Here is a 15,401-nt window from a genome sequence, read left to right as displayed (position 1 = left end):
CGCTCTGCCAAGTTGGCCAGTTTTTAATCAAATCCCACCGTCGGACCGGTGCTCAGATGATCTCATCCTCATCAAACAGCGGGTCGCTTTCCAGCTGCGCGGCCAGCCCTTCGACGGTATGCTCGGCTGCCTGCGGGCTCAGCGCTGCGAGGTGAAAAACCGCGTCCCCTTCGTTGACGACCGGCAGAATAGCGCGCCCGATCAGGATGCCGTCTGACGGCGCAATCAGATCGGTTTCCACGTCGCCAAAGGGGTCCGATACGCTTGCCAGCACATCGCCCTGGCTGACCATTTCCCCCTCGGCGCGGAAGGTGCGCAGCAAACCACCGGCAGGGGCGCGCAGCCAGGTTGAGGATTTGCACAGGTAGGGCCGCGCGCGTGCTTTGGCGATCCCCTTTGCGGGCAGCATATCCATGCTGCGCAGCACCCGCAGAATGCCGGCGACACCTGCCCGGACCGCCATTTCGTCAAACCGCAGACCTTCGCCCGCCTCATAAAGCAGAACCGGCGTGCCACGCTCTGCGGCCTCGGCGCGCAGCGACCCGTCGCGCAGCGGGGAGGTCAGGATGACCGGCGCACCAAAGGCCTGGGCCATATCTGCCGTCGTCTTGTCACCGGGCGATACCCGGATCTGCGGCAGGTTGGTGCGATGGATCGCGGCAGAGTGCAGATCAATGCCGGTATCGCAGCGCAGCACCACCTCGTTGAGGAAAATATGCGCCAGCCGCGCACCCAGTGAGCCCGAAGGATGCCCGGGAAAGCAGCGGTTCAGATCGCGCCGGTCCGGCAAATATCTTGAACGGTTCAGAAAGCCGAAGGAGTTGACAACCGGCACCACCAGCAGCGTGCCGCGCAGCGTATTGAGCTGCGGCGCACGCAGAAGACGGCGCACGATTTCCACGCCGATCACCTCGTCGCCGTGCACGGCAGCAGATACAAAAACGGCAGGTCCGGCGCGTTTGCCGTGATGCACCTGCACCGAGAGATTGACCGGGGTGTGATCGGGCAGGGTGGAGACCGGCAGATGCACGATCCCCGCACTGCCCGGCGCAAAACTGCGGCCCGCGATCTCAAAAGCAGCGCGGGCCATGGATCAGCTGTTTCCGTCGCGCGAGAAGCGGGCCGCATCGGCAGCAGCACGGCGGATCGCATTGGATTTATGCACGGTCTCCATGTACTCGGCCTCCGGGTCGCTGTCGTAGACGACACCGCCACCGGCCTGAATATAAAGCTTTTTGTCCTGCACCACAGCGGTGCGCAGCGCGATGCACATATCCATATCGCCGCCCGCGCTGAAATAGCCCACACCGCCGCCATAGACGCCGCGCTTTTCGGGCTCCAGCTCGTCGATGATCTCCATTGCGCGGACCTTGGGCGCGCCCGATACTGTGCCCGCAGGCATGCCCGCAAAGAAGGCATCCAGCGCGTCCTTGCCCTCCTGCAGCTCGCCCACGACGTTCGACACGATATGCATCACGTGGGAATAACGCTCGACGATGAATTCTTCTGTGGGGCGCACCGTGCCGATTTTCGCAACCCGGCCCACGTCGTTGCGGCCCAGATCCAGCAGCATCAGATGCTCGGCGAGTTCCTTTTTGTCGGCCAGCAGATCCGCCTCCAGCGCGCGGTCCTCTTCGGGTGTCGCGCCACGCGGGCGGGTTCCTGCAATCGGCCTGATCGTGACTTCCTGACCGAAAACGCGCACCAGAATTTCTGGGCTGGCGCCGATGACCTGAAAGCCACCAAAATTGAAATAGAACATGAACGGCGAGGGGTTCGTGCGCCGCAGGGACCGGTAGAGCGAGAAGGGGTCCTGGGGAAAATCCTGGGTCCAGCGCTGCGCGGGCACAACCTGAAAGATATCGCCCGCCACGATATATTCCCGTGCTTTCTCAACCGCTTGCTTGTATCCTGCGTGGGTGAAATTGCTGACCGGTTCGCCCGGTGTCACAGCATCGCCCAGATCACGGGTTGCGGCTGGCATGGCGCGTTCCAGATCGCGCACTGCGTCCATCACACGCTCGGCTGCCTGGGCATAGGCGGCGCGGGCGGACTGCCCGTCAGAGGCCCAGGCCGGGGACACCACGGTGACCTCGCCCTTAACACCATCGAGCACCGCGACAACCGATGGGCGCAGCATGACCGCATCCGGCAGGCCCAGCGGATCCGGGTTGATATGCGGCAGGTGTTCGACCAGCCGCACCATGTCATATCCCAGATATCCAAAGAGCCCCGCTGCGGCCTGGGGCAGGTCCTCGGGCAGGTCGATCCGGCTTTCTGCGATCAGGGCGCGCAGCGCATCCAGCGGATTACCCTGCATGGGCGCAAAGGCCTCGGCGTCATACCGCGCCGCGCGGTTAACCTCACTGGTCTCGCCCCGGCAGCGCCAGACCAGATCAGGCTTCATACCAATGATCGAATAGCGCCCGCGCACCTCGCCACCGGTAACCGATTCCAGAACAAAGGCATCTTTTTGCGCGCCCGTCAGACGCAGCATGAGCGAGACGGGCGTGTCCAGATCCGCCGCCAGCCGCGTGAAAACGATCTGGTTCTGCCCGGCCTTCCAGGCCGTCTCAAAGGCGTCAAACTCGGGTGTCAGAGCCATCGGGGATCAGGGGAAATTCACGTGCACGGCCTGCAGGGCCTGCGGGTTGATCTGGGGTTCGGCACGGCGGGTCACATCGGCGTTGAAGATGTCGAAAAGATCCTGAGCGAGAGCGCCGCCTGCCTGCTGTTCGAGCTGTTCACGCAGACGGGTATTGTCCTCGCTCTCCTCGGGCGGGGCGGTGCCGATCATCCGCACAACAATAACGCTGCCCGGGGCCTCGATCACACGGACCTCGCCGGTGTCCATTTCAAAGACCGTATCCATGAAATCAGCAGGCGTGCCACCGACAAAATCGCTGCGTACCAGGTTTTCCTCGACCACCACGTCATAGCCCAGATCGGCAAAGCTTGTGCCGGTTTCCAGTTGCGGCACGATGCCGGCGACCTGTTCGGCCAGCCGGTTTGCGGTTTCTGCTGCCTGCCAGTGTGCCAGGACTGCATCGCGTGCCTCGTCAAACGGTTCCGGGCGCGGCGGAAGCACATTGTCCAGACGCAGGGCAAAGAGACCACCATCATCCAGCCGCTCGATGGCGGGGAAGTCTTCGGCGGTGACACGGGCCGCTTCACGGCGGAATGCCTCATAGGCGGCGACGTCCTCATCTGTAGACGCCGACCAGTCGATGCTGCCCAGCACCATATCGGTATCGCTGTCCAGCTCTTCGAGTGTCGCGCCGCCGGCCAGCATATCATCCAGGTTCTGCGCCTGGGCATCGACCAGACGCTGCGCACGGTCATTGACCAGAGCAGGGCGCAGAATTTCCTGTGCGTCCTCAAAAGAGGTTTCCTGCGCAGGCAACACGCCGTTGACGCGGAAAAGGGCAGCACCCAGCGGGCTCGGCAGAGGGCCAACCACGTCGCCGACAGAGGCTGCAAAAACGGCCTCGCCCGCCTCTCCCAGTTCGGCCAGCGAGACGTCTCCCAGATCCACATCCTGCAGGGTCAGACCGCGCTCCTCTACCAGATCGCCAAACCCGGTGTCCTCTCCCAGAGAAGCCAGCGCAGCGCTGGCCGCGGCCTCGTCCAGATAGGCAAGACGTTCCACCAGCCGCCGTTCGGGCTGGTTAAACTCGGCCGCACGCGCCTCATACTGTTCGCGCAGGACAGCCTCTTCGATTTCGACCTCATCAATCAGCATATCCGGGGTCAGTACGGCATAGGTGATCTGACGCGTCTCAGGCAGGGTAAAATCTGCGATGTTTTCGTCGTAGTGCGCGCGCAGAACAGCGTCTGACGGCGTCTCCAGCGGTGTTTCCAGATCGTCCGCATCCAGTGATGTCCAGGCGAAACTGGCGCGCGCGGCGACATAAGTCATCAGCGTGTCCACATAGGTTGCCGGCATATCGATCCCGCTCAGCACAGCACCCTGCAAAAGTGTCCGGGACACCTCCTCGCGCAGCTGTTCCTCAAACTGGGATTCGGTGACGCCGTTCTGCTGCAGTGCAAACCGGTAGGCTTCGCGGTCAAACCCGCCATCCAGACCACGGAAAGCCCCGATGCTCAGAATGCGGTCGCGCAGATTTGCGTCGCCGATCGAAATGCCCATCTCTGTGGCTTCGTGATCCAGCGCGCGGTTCGCAACCAGACGCTGCAGAACAGCCCGGTCGATGCCAATCTCCTGGGCACGTGCAAAGGGCAGGACCTGTCCGCTTTGTTGTTGAAATGCCTGGATTTCCTGCTGAAGGCTGCGGTAATAGCTCTCCACCGGCAGGGTCTTGTCACCGACGGTGCCAATGCTGCGGATATTACCCGACAGGTTGGTGGCACCAAAGCCGGCAAGGCCCAGAAAAAGCAGACCCATCAGGATCCACATTGCCGTTTTCGATATGCTTTTTCCAGCAGCCATTGAGCGTCCTCATGTACACAGACATTTATTACTGCCGCACTGTCTATGCGCAGGCGGGGGCAGGGGCAAGGGCTCTGCGGGCTCAGCCCTGCATTGCAGCCAGCCGCTCATACAGCGTACCGATGCCTGCTGCATCCAGGTTGGCAAAGGCGATGCGCAGATGGCGGGCGCCGGTGGGATCTTCCTGCGGACAGAACATCGTCCCCGGCAGGCACAGAATACCCTGGTCGCGCACCATTGCAGGTGCCAGATCGCCGGAGCTTTGCGCAAAGGGATGAGCCATATAGGCGAAATAGGCACCGGCCCCCAGCAATTGCCAGCCGCGCGCGGCCAGAACGGGAAAACCCGCCTCAATGGCGGCCCGCCGGCGCAGAATCTCCTGGCGCTCTCCGGCCAGCCAGTCCTGCAGGTTCTGCATTCCCCAAAGCGCTGCATACTGACCAATCTGCCCGGGGCAGATGGCCACGGTGTCGAGAAACTTCTCGATCTCTGCCAGGCGTTCCGGGCCTGTGATCACCGCGCCGACACGATGTCCGGTCAGGCGGTACGCCTTGGAAAAAGAATAAAGATGGATCAGTGTCGCGTCCCAGTCCGGATCCTGGAACAACCGGTGTGGCGCGCCGCTGACGCTGTGAAAATCGCGGTAGGTTTCATCGAGGATGAGCGCGATACCGTGCTCCCGCGCCAGATCAAAAAACGCCTGCAACAGCGCTTCGGGATACTCAACACCGGCCGGGTTATTGGGCGAGACAAGGGCAATCGCCCGGGTGCGCGGCGTGATCAGACGCGCGGCCTCTTCCGGGTCCGGCAGCAGCGTGGCGCCGGTCGGAAGTGCTACGCTGCGAACGCCGGTCATATCCAGCCACATCTTGTGGTTAAAGTACCAGGGCGTCGGCAGAATAACCTCGTCGCCCTCTGCACAGAGTGTCGAGATCACAGCCGCAAATGCCTGGTTGCACCCGGATGTAATCGCAACCTGCCCCGGGCCGACCTGACCGCCGTATATCTGCGCCGTACGATCTGCCAGTGCGCGCCGCAACGCCGGCATGCCCAGCACCGGCCCATACAGATGCGCGTCGTCATGACGGAGTGCGGCATCCGCCATCGCCTGCCGCATGCCCTCTACGGGCGGCTCGACGGGTGCGGCCTGGCTGACATTGATCAGCGGCCTGCTTTGCATAAACGCCACGCCGTCCAGCCAGCGGCGCGCCTCCATCACCGGTGGCGCAAAGGTGCTCTGGGTTCTGGTCAGGGCCATGTTCTTGATCCTCCGGTACGCGGGCGGACAGGGCAGGAGCCTCCGGCGGGGATATTTCAGGCCAGAAGAAGCTGTGCGTCCGGTTTCTTCTTCTGGCGAAAAATATCCCCGCCGGAGGCAGGAAATCTGTTAAGGGCGGGTTCAGTCCATGCCGCGGTATGGTTCCACATACTGAAGTGCCATATCCCAGGGGAAGAAAATCCAGGTGTCCTGGCTGACGCCGGTGATAAAGGTATCCACCTGAGGCTCCCCAAGCGGCTTGGCATAGACGGTGGCAAAATGTGCTTTGGGGTACTTTGCCCTGACCAGTTCCAGCGTTTTGCCGCTGTCCACCAGGTCATCGACGATCAGAATACCGGTACCGTCCCCCATCATGTCTGCATCCGGCGCTTTGAGGATCTTTGCCTCGCGCCGCTGATCCGCTTTGCCGCCGCCCGAATGGTAGGACATCACAGAAACCGTATCCACCACGCGGATATCGAGCTCGCGCGCGACGATCATTGCCGGTGCCATGCCGCCCCGCGTGATGGCAACGACAGCGCGCCATGCGCCCTCATCCGGGCCTTGCCCGTCAAGGCGCCAGGCCAGTGCACGGCTGTCACGGTGGATCTGATCCCAGCTGATGTGAAAGCCTTTTTCGTGGGGCAGGCGCCCGGGGTCTTTGGTCGTCATGGGGTTACCTTTCAAGCAGCAGACGCAGACCAAGCGCGCCCAGCAGTGTGGCGGCGATCCTGTCCAGGATGGGTTTGGCGCTCAGATAGCCGCGCCGGGCCGGGCCGCTTGACAGCAGCAGGGCACAGACTGTGTAGAATGCGATCTCAAGCACCAGATGGTTCGCAACGATCAGTGCAATATCCTGTGCCGCGAGACCTTGCGGGAAAACCACAAGGATCACGGCGGCAGCAAAGAGCATGGATTTCGGATTGCCCGCGTTTACCAGCAGGCCCGAGATAAACGCACGACCGCGCGGGGCGGCACGCTCAGCGACCGGTCGGCGGGCATGACGCCAGGTCTGGACTGCGATCCACAGCAGATAAAGCGCACCCGCCGTTTTCAGTGTCGTATAGGTCCAGGGAAAGACACGAAAGACGCTCTCCAGTCCCAGCAGTGCCGCAAGGGTCCACATGGATGCGGCCAGACCCAGACCAGCCCCCGTGGCAATGCCCGCAGCGCGCCCCGCACTCACGGTGGTTCTGATGAAACAGAGCAATGCGGCCCCGGGGCTGGCGATGGCAGCCACCAGCACGAGGTTAAAGGCAATCAGGCTCTCCGGGCTCACCCGGTCAGTCCTTGCTCATGTCGGGTGCATCCACCGCCTTCATGCCAACCACATGATAGCCTGCGTCCACATGCAGGTTCTCGCCCGTTGTACCGGACCCCAGATCGCTGAGCAGGAAGAGGGCCGCCTTGCCCACATCGTCCGTGGTCACGTTGCGGCGCAGCGGCGAGTTGTATTCATTCCATTTCATAATATAGCGGAAATCGCCGATGCCGGAGGCGGCCAGCGTCTTGATCGGGCCTGCGGATATGGCGTTCACGCGGATGCCATCCTTGCCCAGATCTTCGGCCAGATACTGAACCGATGCCTCAAGGGCGGCCTTGGCGACACCCATGACATTGTAATGCGGCATGACCTTTTCCGCGCCATAATACGTCAGCGTCAGGCAGGAGCCGCCGGGGTTCATCATCTTTTCCGCGCGCTGCACAACGGCTGTAAAGGAATAAACAGAGATATCCATCGACATGGCAAAGTTCGCCCGGCTGGTATCAACATACCGTCCGCGCAGCTCGCTTTTGTCGGAAAAACCAATGGCATGAACGACGAAATCAATTGTGCCCCATTTTTCCTTGAGAGCTGCAAAGAGCGCGTCAACCGACGCTTCGTCACTGACATCACAGGGCAGCACGATATCACTGCCCAGCTGGCCAGCCAGCGGATCAACCCGCTTTTTGAGCGCCTCACCCTGGTAGGAGAAGGCCAGCTCGGCACCGGCTTCTGCACAGGTTTTTGCAATTCCCCAGGCGATCGACTTGTCGTTCGCGAGGCCCATGATCAGTCCACGCTTGCCGGCCATCAGATCGTTTGCCATGAGAGCACCCTTCATTCTTTCCATTCAGTCCACGCACGACCTTTAGGCGATTGGCCCGGAGCCATCAAGATGTCGCAGCAGGGTTGACCCTTGTGCCGGGAACCGCCACCTGTTGGCCACAGGAGCACAGAGGGAGCCGCCGGGATGGAAAAACGGACAGGAAAATTTGCCGGTGAGGATCCGTTTGCGCTGGCGCGGCAATGGCTGGAAGAGGCGACGCAGACAGAGCCCAACGATCCGAATGCCATTGCGCTGAGCACTGTCGGTACAGACGGGCTGCCCAATGCGCGGATGGTCCTGCTCAAAGCGATCAGCGACGATGCCTTTGTGTTTTATACCAACTACGGCAGCGCCAAAGCCGGCGAGATCGACGCCGCAGGCAAGGCCGCCTTTGTGATGCACTGGAAAACACTGCGCCGGCAGATCCGGGTGCGGGGCCTTGTGAGCCGCGAGGATGGCCCGGAAGCAGACGAATACTATGCCTCCCGCTCGCTCAAAAGCCGCCTCGGTGCATGGGCCTCCAGGCAGTCACAACCGCTGAGCAGCCGCGGAGCCCTGATGGCCGAAGTGGCTAAGGTCACAGCAAAACACGGCACCAACCCCGAACGCCCGCCGTTCTGGGGCGGGTACCGGATTGTTCCACTGGAAGTAGAGTTCTGGGCCGACGGTGAATTTCGCCTGCATGACCGGTTTGTCTGGCGGCGTGCAGACCCATCCGCCGGATGGTCGGTCCAGAGGTTGAATCCTTGAAGCAATTGCCTCACTTACCGGGCTTTGTTAAGTCTGTGTGAAAATGCACATTGACTGTGCACGTCTATTCGCGATCCTTGAATACAAAGGCTTGGCCAAAGCGCCTCCCGCATAGCGCGAAAAAATTGTGCTTTGACAATTCGGTGATGCTTGCGAGAATGAAAAATAGGGAATACCAGCGTTTTTAGTGGGGATATCGTGCATTTTGGTTGAACGGTGAAAGCCTTTTTGCGCAAGAGTGTGGTATACTGTCCCAATAGTCCGGGAAGAAGTGCGTGAACGAAGCCGCAGAAATAGCTACACCCGTCACGGGGATGGTCAAATGGTTCGACCCGGTAAAGGGGTTCGGATTTGTCGTCGCGGACGAGGGCGGACCGGACATTCTGCTGCACGTCAACGTGCTGCGGAATTTCGGACAAAGCTCGGTTGCGGACGGCGCGCGGGTCGAGCTGGAAATTCAGCGGACCGACCGCGGCGTTCAGGCCACGCAGGTGATTGCCCTGCATCCGCCCGGAGCCAGCGACAGTGCCGGTCTGTCGGATATTGCAGCCCTTGATCCGGACGTTGTGGCCGATGCGCCGCTGGAACCCGCCCGGGTCAAATGGTTCGACAAGGGCAAGGGGTTTGGCTTTGCGAATATCTTTGGGCGGCGCGAGGATATCTTTTTGCACATGGAAGTGCTGCGCCGTTCCGGCCTGTCTGATCTGGCGCCCGGCGAGGCCCTGGCGCTGCGTGTCATCGAGGGCCGTCGTGGCCATATGGCGGCAGAGGTTTTCGCTTGGGAAGCTGCTGTGGACCGCGACGACGAATGAGTCTCCGGCTGGCTGCACTGGTACTACTGCTGGGGCAGCCCGCGGCGGCAGAGGTGTGCAGGAATGATACGGTTTTCCTGCGCGGCGACTGGGGCACAGCCCGTTTTTCGGTAGAAATTGCAGATGACGACGCGGAACGCGCGCAGGGCCTGATGCACCGCGACAGCATGCCCGTGTCCGCCGGGATGCTCTTTGTCTACGAGCGCCCGCAGGGATTGTCATTCTGGATGCGCAATACGCTTATTCCGCTCGATATGCTGTTTATTGACCCGCAGGGCGTGGTCCGGCACATCCATCACCGGGCCATACCGCTGGACGAGACGCCGATTTCGGGCGGCAAGGGCCTGACCCATGTGCTGGAAATCAACGGCGGCATGGCCGAAAGCCTCGGCATCAGCGTTGGCAGCCAGGTCCGGCATCCGTCTTTTCAGGGGACCGGGACGGCATGGCCCTGCTGAACGCGCGCTGCTGAAAGGGTCCGGGTGCGGGTCCGCGCAGGACCTCAGAGCCGAGTTGGCGACATTCAAATAGCCTCAACTGTGCGATAGGGCTTTTCAAATCATATCAGCCGGTCTATGTGGACGCTGTCGGAGCGTGGCGCAGCCTGGTAGCGCACCTGTTTTGGGTACAGGGGGTCGGAGGTTCGAATCCTCTCGCTCCGACCATTTCCTCAAATCTGCTGTTTTCGGGATCTGCCATGGGCAGACCTCTGTTTGTGTCTCATCCTGGGGCGACTCACGCGCGGCTGATCCTGGATATGGCGCCGGGAATCCCCGTCTGCACCATATCTACATCTGGTGGCGGGCATGGGTCACAAACCGGTTCTCTCCCCATATATAGTGAGGTGCGTGGCACCCGTCCCGGCGCTGTGACATAAAAATGTAACATTGGGTGAGTATCCTTAATCGCTCGGCGCAAAGGTTTACCTTTTGATAACGTTTGGCTCAAAAACACAGCACCTGTTGTGGACAAATTCAGGTAACGCGTGAGATTTTGCGCCTAAGCGGGCCGCGCAGAACGATATTTTTCAGCGCTTGGAAACGGGGCTTATCCACATTGCGGCGCGTGTTCACTACGCCCGGTTGTGGTCTGAATCACGCTGTCGTGAGCGCTGCTCAAATCAGGCGTTCCGTCAAGCCGGTAAGTTTACAAAAAAGTACAAAAATTCCGTTGACCCACCAGGGCAGAATACGTCAGGTTGTGCAGGCCGACGATGACGCCACAACATGTAGTGGTTTAACGCTCAGGGGCGGATCGGCGGGACAGGGGCATACAGACACACAGAATTCGCGGTCTGATCTGGTGCAGCGGCGTGCTGAGGCGCGGACGCTGACAGGATAAAATTGTCTCTGAACCAACGGCACGGGCTGGGTCCGGCGCGCAAAAGACGTGGCGGATCCGAGGTTGAAAAAGCTGAATATGAGGCAGCGCAAATGAAAATTGAACGCAAATTCACCAAAGTCGGGCAGGACGCCTATGCGGACCTGGACTTCATCACCACTGCCTCCGAGATCCGCAACCCGGACGGCACCATTGTTTTCCGCCTCGACGAGGTCGAAGTGCCCGGCTCCTGGAGCCAGGTGGCCAGCGACGTCATCGCCCAGAAGTATTTCCGCAAGGCAGGCGTGCCCTCAGCGACCCGCAGGGTGAAAGAAAAAGGCGTTCCCGAATTCCTGTGGCGCTCGGTGCCCGCCGAGGGCGCGATCATGGGCGGCGAGACCTCCTCCAAGCAGGTGTTTGATCGTCTGGCCGGTGCCTGGGCCTACTGGGGCTGGAAAGGCGGCTATTTCACGACCGAGGAAGACGCTCAGTCTTACTATGACGAAATGCGCCACATGCTGGCCAGCCAGCGCGCGGCACCCAACAGCCCGCAGTGGTTCAACACCGGTCTGCACTGGGCTTACGGCATCGACGGCCCCGCGCAGGGCCACCACTATGTCGACTACAAAACCGGCAAGCTGACCAAATCCAAATCCTCCTACGAGCATCCGCAGCCGCACGCCTGCTTTATCCAGTCGGTCTCTGACGATCTGGTCAACGACGGTGGCATCATGGATCTCTGGGTCCGCGAAGCGCGCCTGTTTAAATACGGCTCCGGCACCGGCACCAACTTCTCCTCGCTGCGCGCCGCAGGCGAAAGCCTCTCGGGCGGTGGCCGCTCCTCGGGCCTCATGGGCTTCCTGAAAATCGGAGACCGGGCCGCTGGCGCTATCAAATCGGGTGGCACAACACGCCGTGCGGCGAAAATGGTGATCGTCGATGCGGATCACCCCGATATCGAGGATTTCATCAACTGGAAGGTCATCGAAGAGCAGAAAGTGGCGAGCATCGTCGCGGGCTCCAAGATGCACGAGCAGAAACTCAACCTGCTCTTCACCGCGATCCGCGAATGGGACGGCACGGTCGAAGACGCCTATGACCCGGCGAAAAACGACGCGCTGAAGCAAGCCATCCGCGAAGCGAAAAAAGTCTCCATCCCCGAGACATATGTTAAACGCGTGCTGGATTACGCCAAGCAGGGTCACACCTCGATCGAATTCCCGACCTATGACACCGACTGGGACTCCGAGGCCTATAACTCCGTCTCCGGCCAGAACTCCAACAACTCCATCCGCGTCACCAACGCCTTCCTCACCGCCGTCGAAAAAGACGCCGACTGGGAGCTGATCAACCGCGTCGATGGCAAGGTCACCAAGACCGTCAAGGCACGTGATCTGTGGGAGCAGGTCGGCCACGCCGCCTGGGCCTGTGCTGATCCGGGCATCCAGTACCACGACACCGTGAACGACTGGCACACCTGCCCCGAAGACGGCGCGATCCGCGGCTCCAATCCCTGCTCGGAATACATGTTCCTCGATGATACCGCCTGTAACCTGGCGTCGATGAACCTGCTGACCTTCCTCAAGGACGGTGAGTTCCAGGTCGAAGACTACATGCACGCCACACGTCTTTGGACGGTCACGCTGGAAATCTCCGTGATGATGGCGCAGTTCCCGTCAAAGGAAATCGCGCAGCGGTCGTATGACTTCCGCACGCTGGGTCTGGGCTATGCAAACATCGGCGGTCTGCTGATGAATATGGGCTTTTCTTATGACAGTGACGAAGGCCGCAGCCTCTGCGGGGCGCTCACCGCGATCCTGACCGGTGTCTCCTATGCCACCTCGGCTGAAATGGCCGGTGAACTGGGCGCTTTCCCGGGCCATGCCAAAAACGCAGACCACATGCTGCGCGTTATCCGCAACCACCGCAACGCTGCATATGGCAAAGTGGGCGGGTACGAGAAACTGGCCGTCTCGCCGGTGCCGCTGGATTACAAAAACTGCCCCGACGAAAAGCTGATCGAAGTGGCGCGCGGCGCATGGGATCAGGCGCTGGAACTGGGAGAGGCGCACGGCTACCGCAATGCACAGGTCTCTGTGATTGCGCCCACAGGCACCATCGGTCTGGTGATGGACTGTGACACAACCGGCATCGAGCCCGACTTTGCCCTGGTGAAGTTCAAAAAGCTCGCCGGCGGTGGATATTTCAAAATTATCAACCAGTCGGTGCCGGCAGCGCTTGAAAAACTGGGCTACGGCTCCGCTCAGATCGAAGAGATCGTGGCCTATGCCGTCGGTCACGGCACCATCGGCAATGCGCCGGGCATCAACCACACCACACTGGCAGGGCACGGCTTTGGCGCCAACGAACTGGCCAAAGTGGATGCGGCACTGGCCTCGGCCTTTGATATCCGGTTCGTCTTCAACCAGTGGACACTGGGCGAGGAATTCTGCACCCAGGTGCTGGGCATCCCGGCCGAAAAACTGAACGATCCGTCCTTTGACCTGCTGCGCCACCTGGGCTTCAGCAAAAAGGACATCGAGCTGGCCAATGACCACGTCTGCGGCACGATGACCCTCGAAGGCGCGCCGTTCCTCAGGGACGAGCACCTGTCCATCTTTGACTGCGCCAACCCCTGCGGCAAGAAAGGCAAGCGTTTCCTGAGCGTGAACAGCCACATCACCATGATGGCCGCGGCCCAGTCCTTCATCTCGGGGGCGATCTCTAAGACGATCAACATGCCCAACGATGCCACGATCGAGGACTGCCAGAAGGCCTATGAGCTTTCCTGGTCGCTGGGGGTCAAAGCCAACGCGCTCTATCGTGACGGCTCCAAACTCAGCCAGCCGCTCGCCGCAGCCCTGGTCGAGGACGACGAAGACGCCCAGGAGGTGCTGGAAAGCGGCTCCATCACCGAAAAAGCCGCCGTGCTGGCCGAAAAGGTCGTCGAAAAGATCATCGTCAAGGAGATCGTCAAGTCGCACCGCGAAAAGATGCCTCAGCGCCGCAAGGGCTATACGCAAAAGGCCATCGTGGGCGGGCACAAGGTCTATCTGCGGACCGGTGAATATGAGGACGGCAACCTCGGTGAAATCTTCATCGATATGCATAAAGAGGGTGCGGGTTTCCGGGCCATGATGAACAACTTTGCCATCGCCGTGTCGGTGGGCCTGCAGTACGGTGTACCGCTCGAGGAGTTCGTCGACGCCTTTACCTTCACCAAATTCGAACCTGCGGGCATGGTGCAGGGCAACGAGACCATCAAGAACGCGACCTCCATTCTGGACTATGTGTTCCGCGAGCTGGCTGTCTCCTACCTCGACCGCACCGATCTGGCGCATGTCGCGCCTGAAGGTCACAGCTTTGACGATCTGGGCCGCGGCGAGGAAGAGGGGGTAAGCAACGTCTCCGAACTTTCTGAAAGTGCCGCCTCCAAATCACTCGAAGTGCTCAAGCAGATCAGCTCCACAGGCTACCTGCGCAAGCGCCTGCCACAGGAACTGGTGGTGCTCCAGGGCGGTGCTCAGGGCTTTGCCGAGGAAACAGTGGCCTTTGACGGGATCGCCCCGCTCGAAGGATCGACAGGCGGCGTGGCCACCATGACCACCACAACGGCTGTCGCCAGCAGCACGGTCAGCATGGACGCCCGCACCAAGGCAAAAATGCAGGGTTACGAGGGCGAGGCCTGCGGTGAATGCGGCAACTACACGCTGGTCCGCAACGGCACCTGCATGAAGTGCAACACCTGCGGCGGAACGTCCGGGTGTAGCTGAGAGAATTGAGGGTTGGTGGGGAGCGGTGCTGTAACACCACCCCCCAGCTCGTCCCCCGGTTCAACAGCGTGGTCGGGAGACAAAGCAGATCGGCCTGAGTCGGCCGCAAGGAAAGGAGAAACACGGTCGGGAACTGCGATCAACAACGCGCTGCCGTTCCATCAAATATACATGGCGATACAGAGAACATACCTGAGTTGCCCACAATAGTTGGTGGATAAGTGGAGGGCTTTACATGGCTCGACGCAAGAATTCGGAAGTCACTAGCGCTAAGGCCGCATCTGCTGCGTCCAAAGTGCTAAGAAATCCGAAATCTTCCAAGGCTGCCAAAACGGCAGCCGCGTCGGCGCTCACGCAGCGACCGAACAGGAAGAAGTAATTCTTCCAAAAGAAAAGCAGCTTGCCCCGGCCACGGGGCGAGCACGCTAAAGCAAAACGCGTCCCTGGGGGACGTGTAGGGGGCCCTGAGCCGGCAACGGATCAACCCCCGACGAATACCGGTAAGGGCAGGGTGGGACCTTGGCCTTCCAGTTACCCGGCGGGGCAGGACTTCGCAGGTTTTCGGATGAAAACCCGCTTTATCCTGCGCCGCGAGAAACCGAGAGGTTTCTCACGGGACACGGGGCGGATGCGTTCGCCTCTGACGACGTTCAGGCCGCAGGCAGAAAAATACCGAGCGGTTAACAAACTGAGCCTGAACGGCGAAACTCAACGGGGGGCCTCGGCTCTCCGTTTTTTCTTTTGCGCGGGCAGGGTGGGCCGCATCCACAGGTTTTCTGGCAAAAACGTATTCTGACCCCGGGACGGTGCGTTTGCCACGCAACCATCCCGGTGACCCGCCAAACGAAACGGAGGCCTCTTTTGCCTTGAACCCACCGCTCCGGGGCGCTCATCCGGTCCCGCCGCAGCCTGCGTTTTTTGTTGCAATCAGGCGCTGTCCGACCTCTG

The 15,401-nt window shown here is 60.8% G+C and carries 11 protein-coding genes and 1 tRNA gene; 5 read left to right on the top strand and 7 right to left on the bottom strand.

The genetic code is table 11. From position 1 onward, the window contains the following. Window positions 1-52: 52 nt before the first annotated feature. The 7 genes from Q1A34_RS03965 to fabI all read right to left on the bottom strand — a co-directional run bounded on the left by Q1A34_RS03965 (window position 53) and on the right by fabI (window position 7,798). Complete coding sequence (locus tag Q1A34_RS03965; protein ID WP_300031028.1) at window positions 53-1,090, bottom strand: succinylglutamate desuccinylase/aspartoacylase family protein; 1,038 nt, start codon at window positions 1,088-1,090, stop codon at window positions 53-55. Between the two features lie 3 nt (window positions 1,091-1,093). Continuing rightward, complete coding sequence (trpE, locus tag Q1A34_RS03960; protein ID WP_300031025.1) at window positions 1,094-2,605, bottom strand: anthranilate synthase component I; 1,512 nt, start codon at window positions 2,603-2,605, stop codon at window positions 1,094-1,096. Between the two features lie 6 nt (window positions 2,606-2,611). Then, window positions 2,612-4,450 carry a peptidylprolyl isomerase gene (locus tag Q1A34_RS03955; RefSeq protein ID WP_300031022.1) on the bottom strand — a complete coding sequence of 613 codons (1,839 nt, stop codon included), beginning with the start codon at window positions 4,448-4,450 and terminating at the stop codon, window positions 2,612-2,614. A gap of 82 nt (window positions 4,451-4,532) precedes the next feature. Beyond that, a complete protein-coding gene (locus Q1A34_RS03950) occupies window positions 4,533-5,708 on the bottom strand; it encodes an aminotransferase (protein WP_300031019.1) in 1,176 nt (391 codons plus the stop codon). A 141-nt stretch (window positions 5,709-5,849) separates the two neighbouring features. Then, window positions 5,850-6,380 (bottom strand): xanthine phosphoribosyltransferase, encoded by a 531-nt coding sequence (gene gpt / locus Q1A34_RS03945; RefSeq protein ID WP_300031016.1) that lies wholly within the window; start codon window positions 6,378-6,380, stop codon window positions 5,850-5,852. 4 nt (window positions 6,381-6,384) lie between these two features. Next, on the bottom strand, window positions 6,385-6,987 hold the full coding sequence (locus Q1A34_RS03940; protein WP_300031013.1) for a LysE family transporter: 603 nt from the start codon (window positions 6,985-6,987) through the stop codon (window positions 6,385-6,387). 4 nt (window positions 6,988-6,991) lie between these two features. Further along, complete coding sequence (gene fabI / locus Q1A34_RS03935; protein ID WP_300032341.1) at window positions 6,992-7,798, bottom strand: enoyl-ACP reductase FabI; 807 nt, start codon at window positions 7,796-7,798, stop codon at window positions 6,992-6,994. Window positions 7,799-7,942: 144 nt separating this feature from the next. Here fabI and pdxH point away from each other — a divergent pair, with 144 nt between their 5' ends. From pdxH to Q1A34_RS03910, 5 genes are all read left to right on the top strand, one after another. Next, a complete protein-coding gene (gene pdxH / locus Q1A34_RS03930) occupies window positions 7,943-8,548 on the top strand; it encodes a pyridoxamine 5'-phosphate oxidase (protein ID WP_300031011.1) in 606 nt (201 codons plus the stop codon). A 275-nt stretch (window positions 8,549-8,823) separates the two neighbouring features. Further along, a complete protein-coding gene (locus Q1A34_RS03925; protein ID WP_366942803.1) occupies window positions 8,824-9,360 on the top strand; it encodes a cold shock domain-containing protein in 537 nt (178 codons plus the stop codon). After that, window positions 9,357-9,818 carry a DUF192 domain-containing protein gene (locus Q1A34_RS03920; RefSeq protein ID WP_300031008.1) on the top strand — a complete coding sequence of 154 codons (462 nt, stop codon included), beginning with the start codon at window positions 9,357-9,359 and terminating at the stop codon, window positions 9,816-9,818. The genes Q1A34_RS03925 and Q1A34_RS03920 overlap by 4 nt, the downstream gene beginning before the upstream one ends. Before the next feature lie 130 nt (window positions 9,819-9,948). After that, window positions 9,949-10,025 (top strand) — tRNA-Pro (locus tag Q1A34_RS03915). A gap of 768 nt (window positions 10,026-10,793) precedes the next feature. Continuing rightward, window positions 10,794-14,453 carry a vitamin B12-dependent ribonucleotide reductase gene (locus tag Q1A34_RS03910; RefSeq protein ID WP_300031004.1) on the top strand — a complete coding sequence of 1,220 codons (3,660 nt, stop codon included), beginning with the start codon at window positions 10,794-10,796 and terminating at the stop codon, window positions 14,451-14,453. Window positions 14,454-15,401 lie beyond the last annotated feature (948 nt).

Origin of the sequence: uncultured Roseobacter sp., assembly GCF_947491795.1 — a bacterium.
Lineage (GTDB): Bacteria > Pseudomonadota > Alphaproteobacteria > Rhodobacterales > Rhodobacteraceae > Roseobacter.
This window is presented reverse-complemented; position numbering and strand designations above follow the sequence as displayed.

Excerpts from the sequence above, each read along its gene's own strand:
- Q1A34_RS03965 (WP_300031028.1), bottom strand. The coding sequence starts at position 1,090 with ATGGCCCGCGCTGCTTTTGAGATCGCGGGCCGCAGTTTTGCGCCGGGC.
- trpE (WP_300031025.1), bottom strand. The coding sequence starts at position 2,605 with ATGGCTCTGACACCCGAGTTTGACGCCTTTGAGACGGCCTGGAAGGCC.
- Q1A34_RS03955 (WP_300031022.1), bottom strand. The coding sequence starts at position 4,450 with ATGGCTGCTGGAAAAAGCATATCGAAAACGGCAATGTGGATCCTGATG.
- Q1A34_RS03950 (WP_300031019.1), bottom strand. The coding sequence starts at position 5,708 with ATGGCCCTGACCAGAACCCAGAGCACCTTTGCGCCACCGGTGATGGAG.
- gpt (WP_300031016.1), bottom strand. The coding sequence starts at position 6,380 with ATGACGACCAAAGACCCCGGGCGCCTGCCCCACGAAAAAGGCTTTCAC.
- fabI (WP_300032341.1), bottom strand. The coding sequence starts at position 7,798 with ATGGCAAACGATCTGATGGCCGGCAAGCGTGGACTGATCATGGGCCTC.
- pdxH (WP_300031011.1), top strand. The coding sequence starts at position 7,943 with ATGGAAAAACGGACAGGAAAATTTGCCGGTGAGGATCCGTTTGCGCTG.
- Q1A34_RS03920 (WP_300031008.1), top strand. The coding sequence starts at position 9,357 with ATGAGTCTCCGGCTGGCTGCACTGGTACTACTGCTGGGGCAGCCCGCG.
- Q1A34_RS03910 (WP_300031004.1), top strand. The coding sequence starts at position 10,794 with ATGAAAATTGAACGCAAATTCACCAAAGTCGGGCAGGACGCCTATGCG.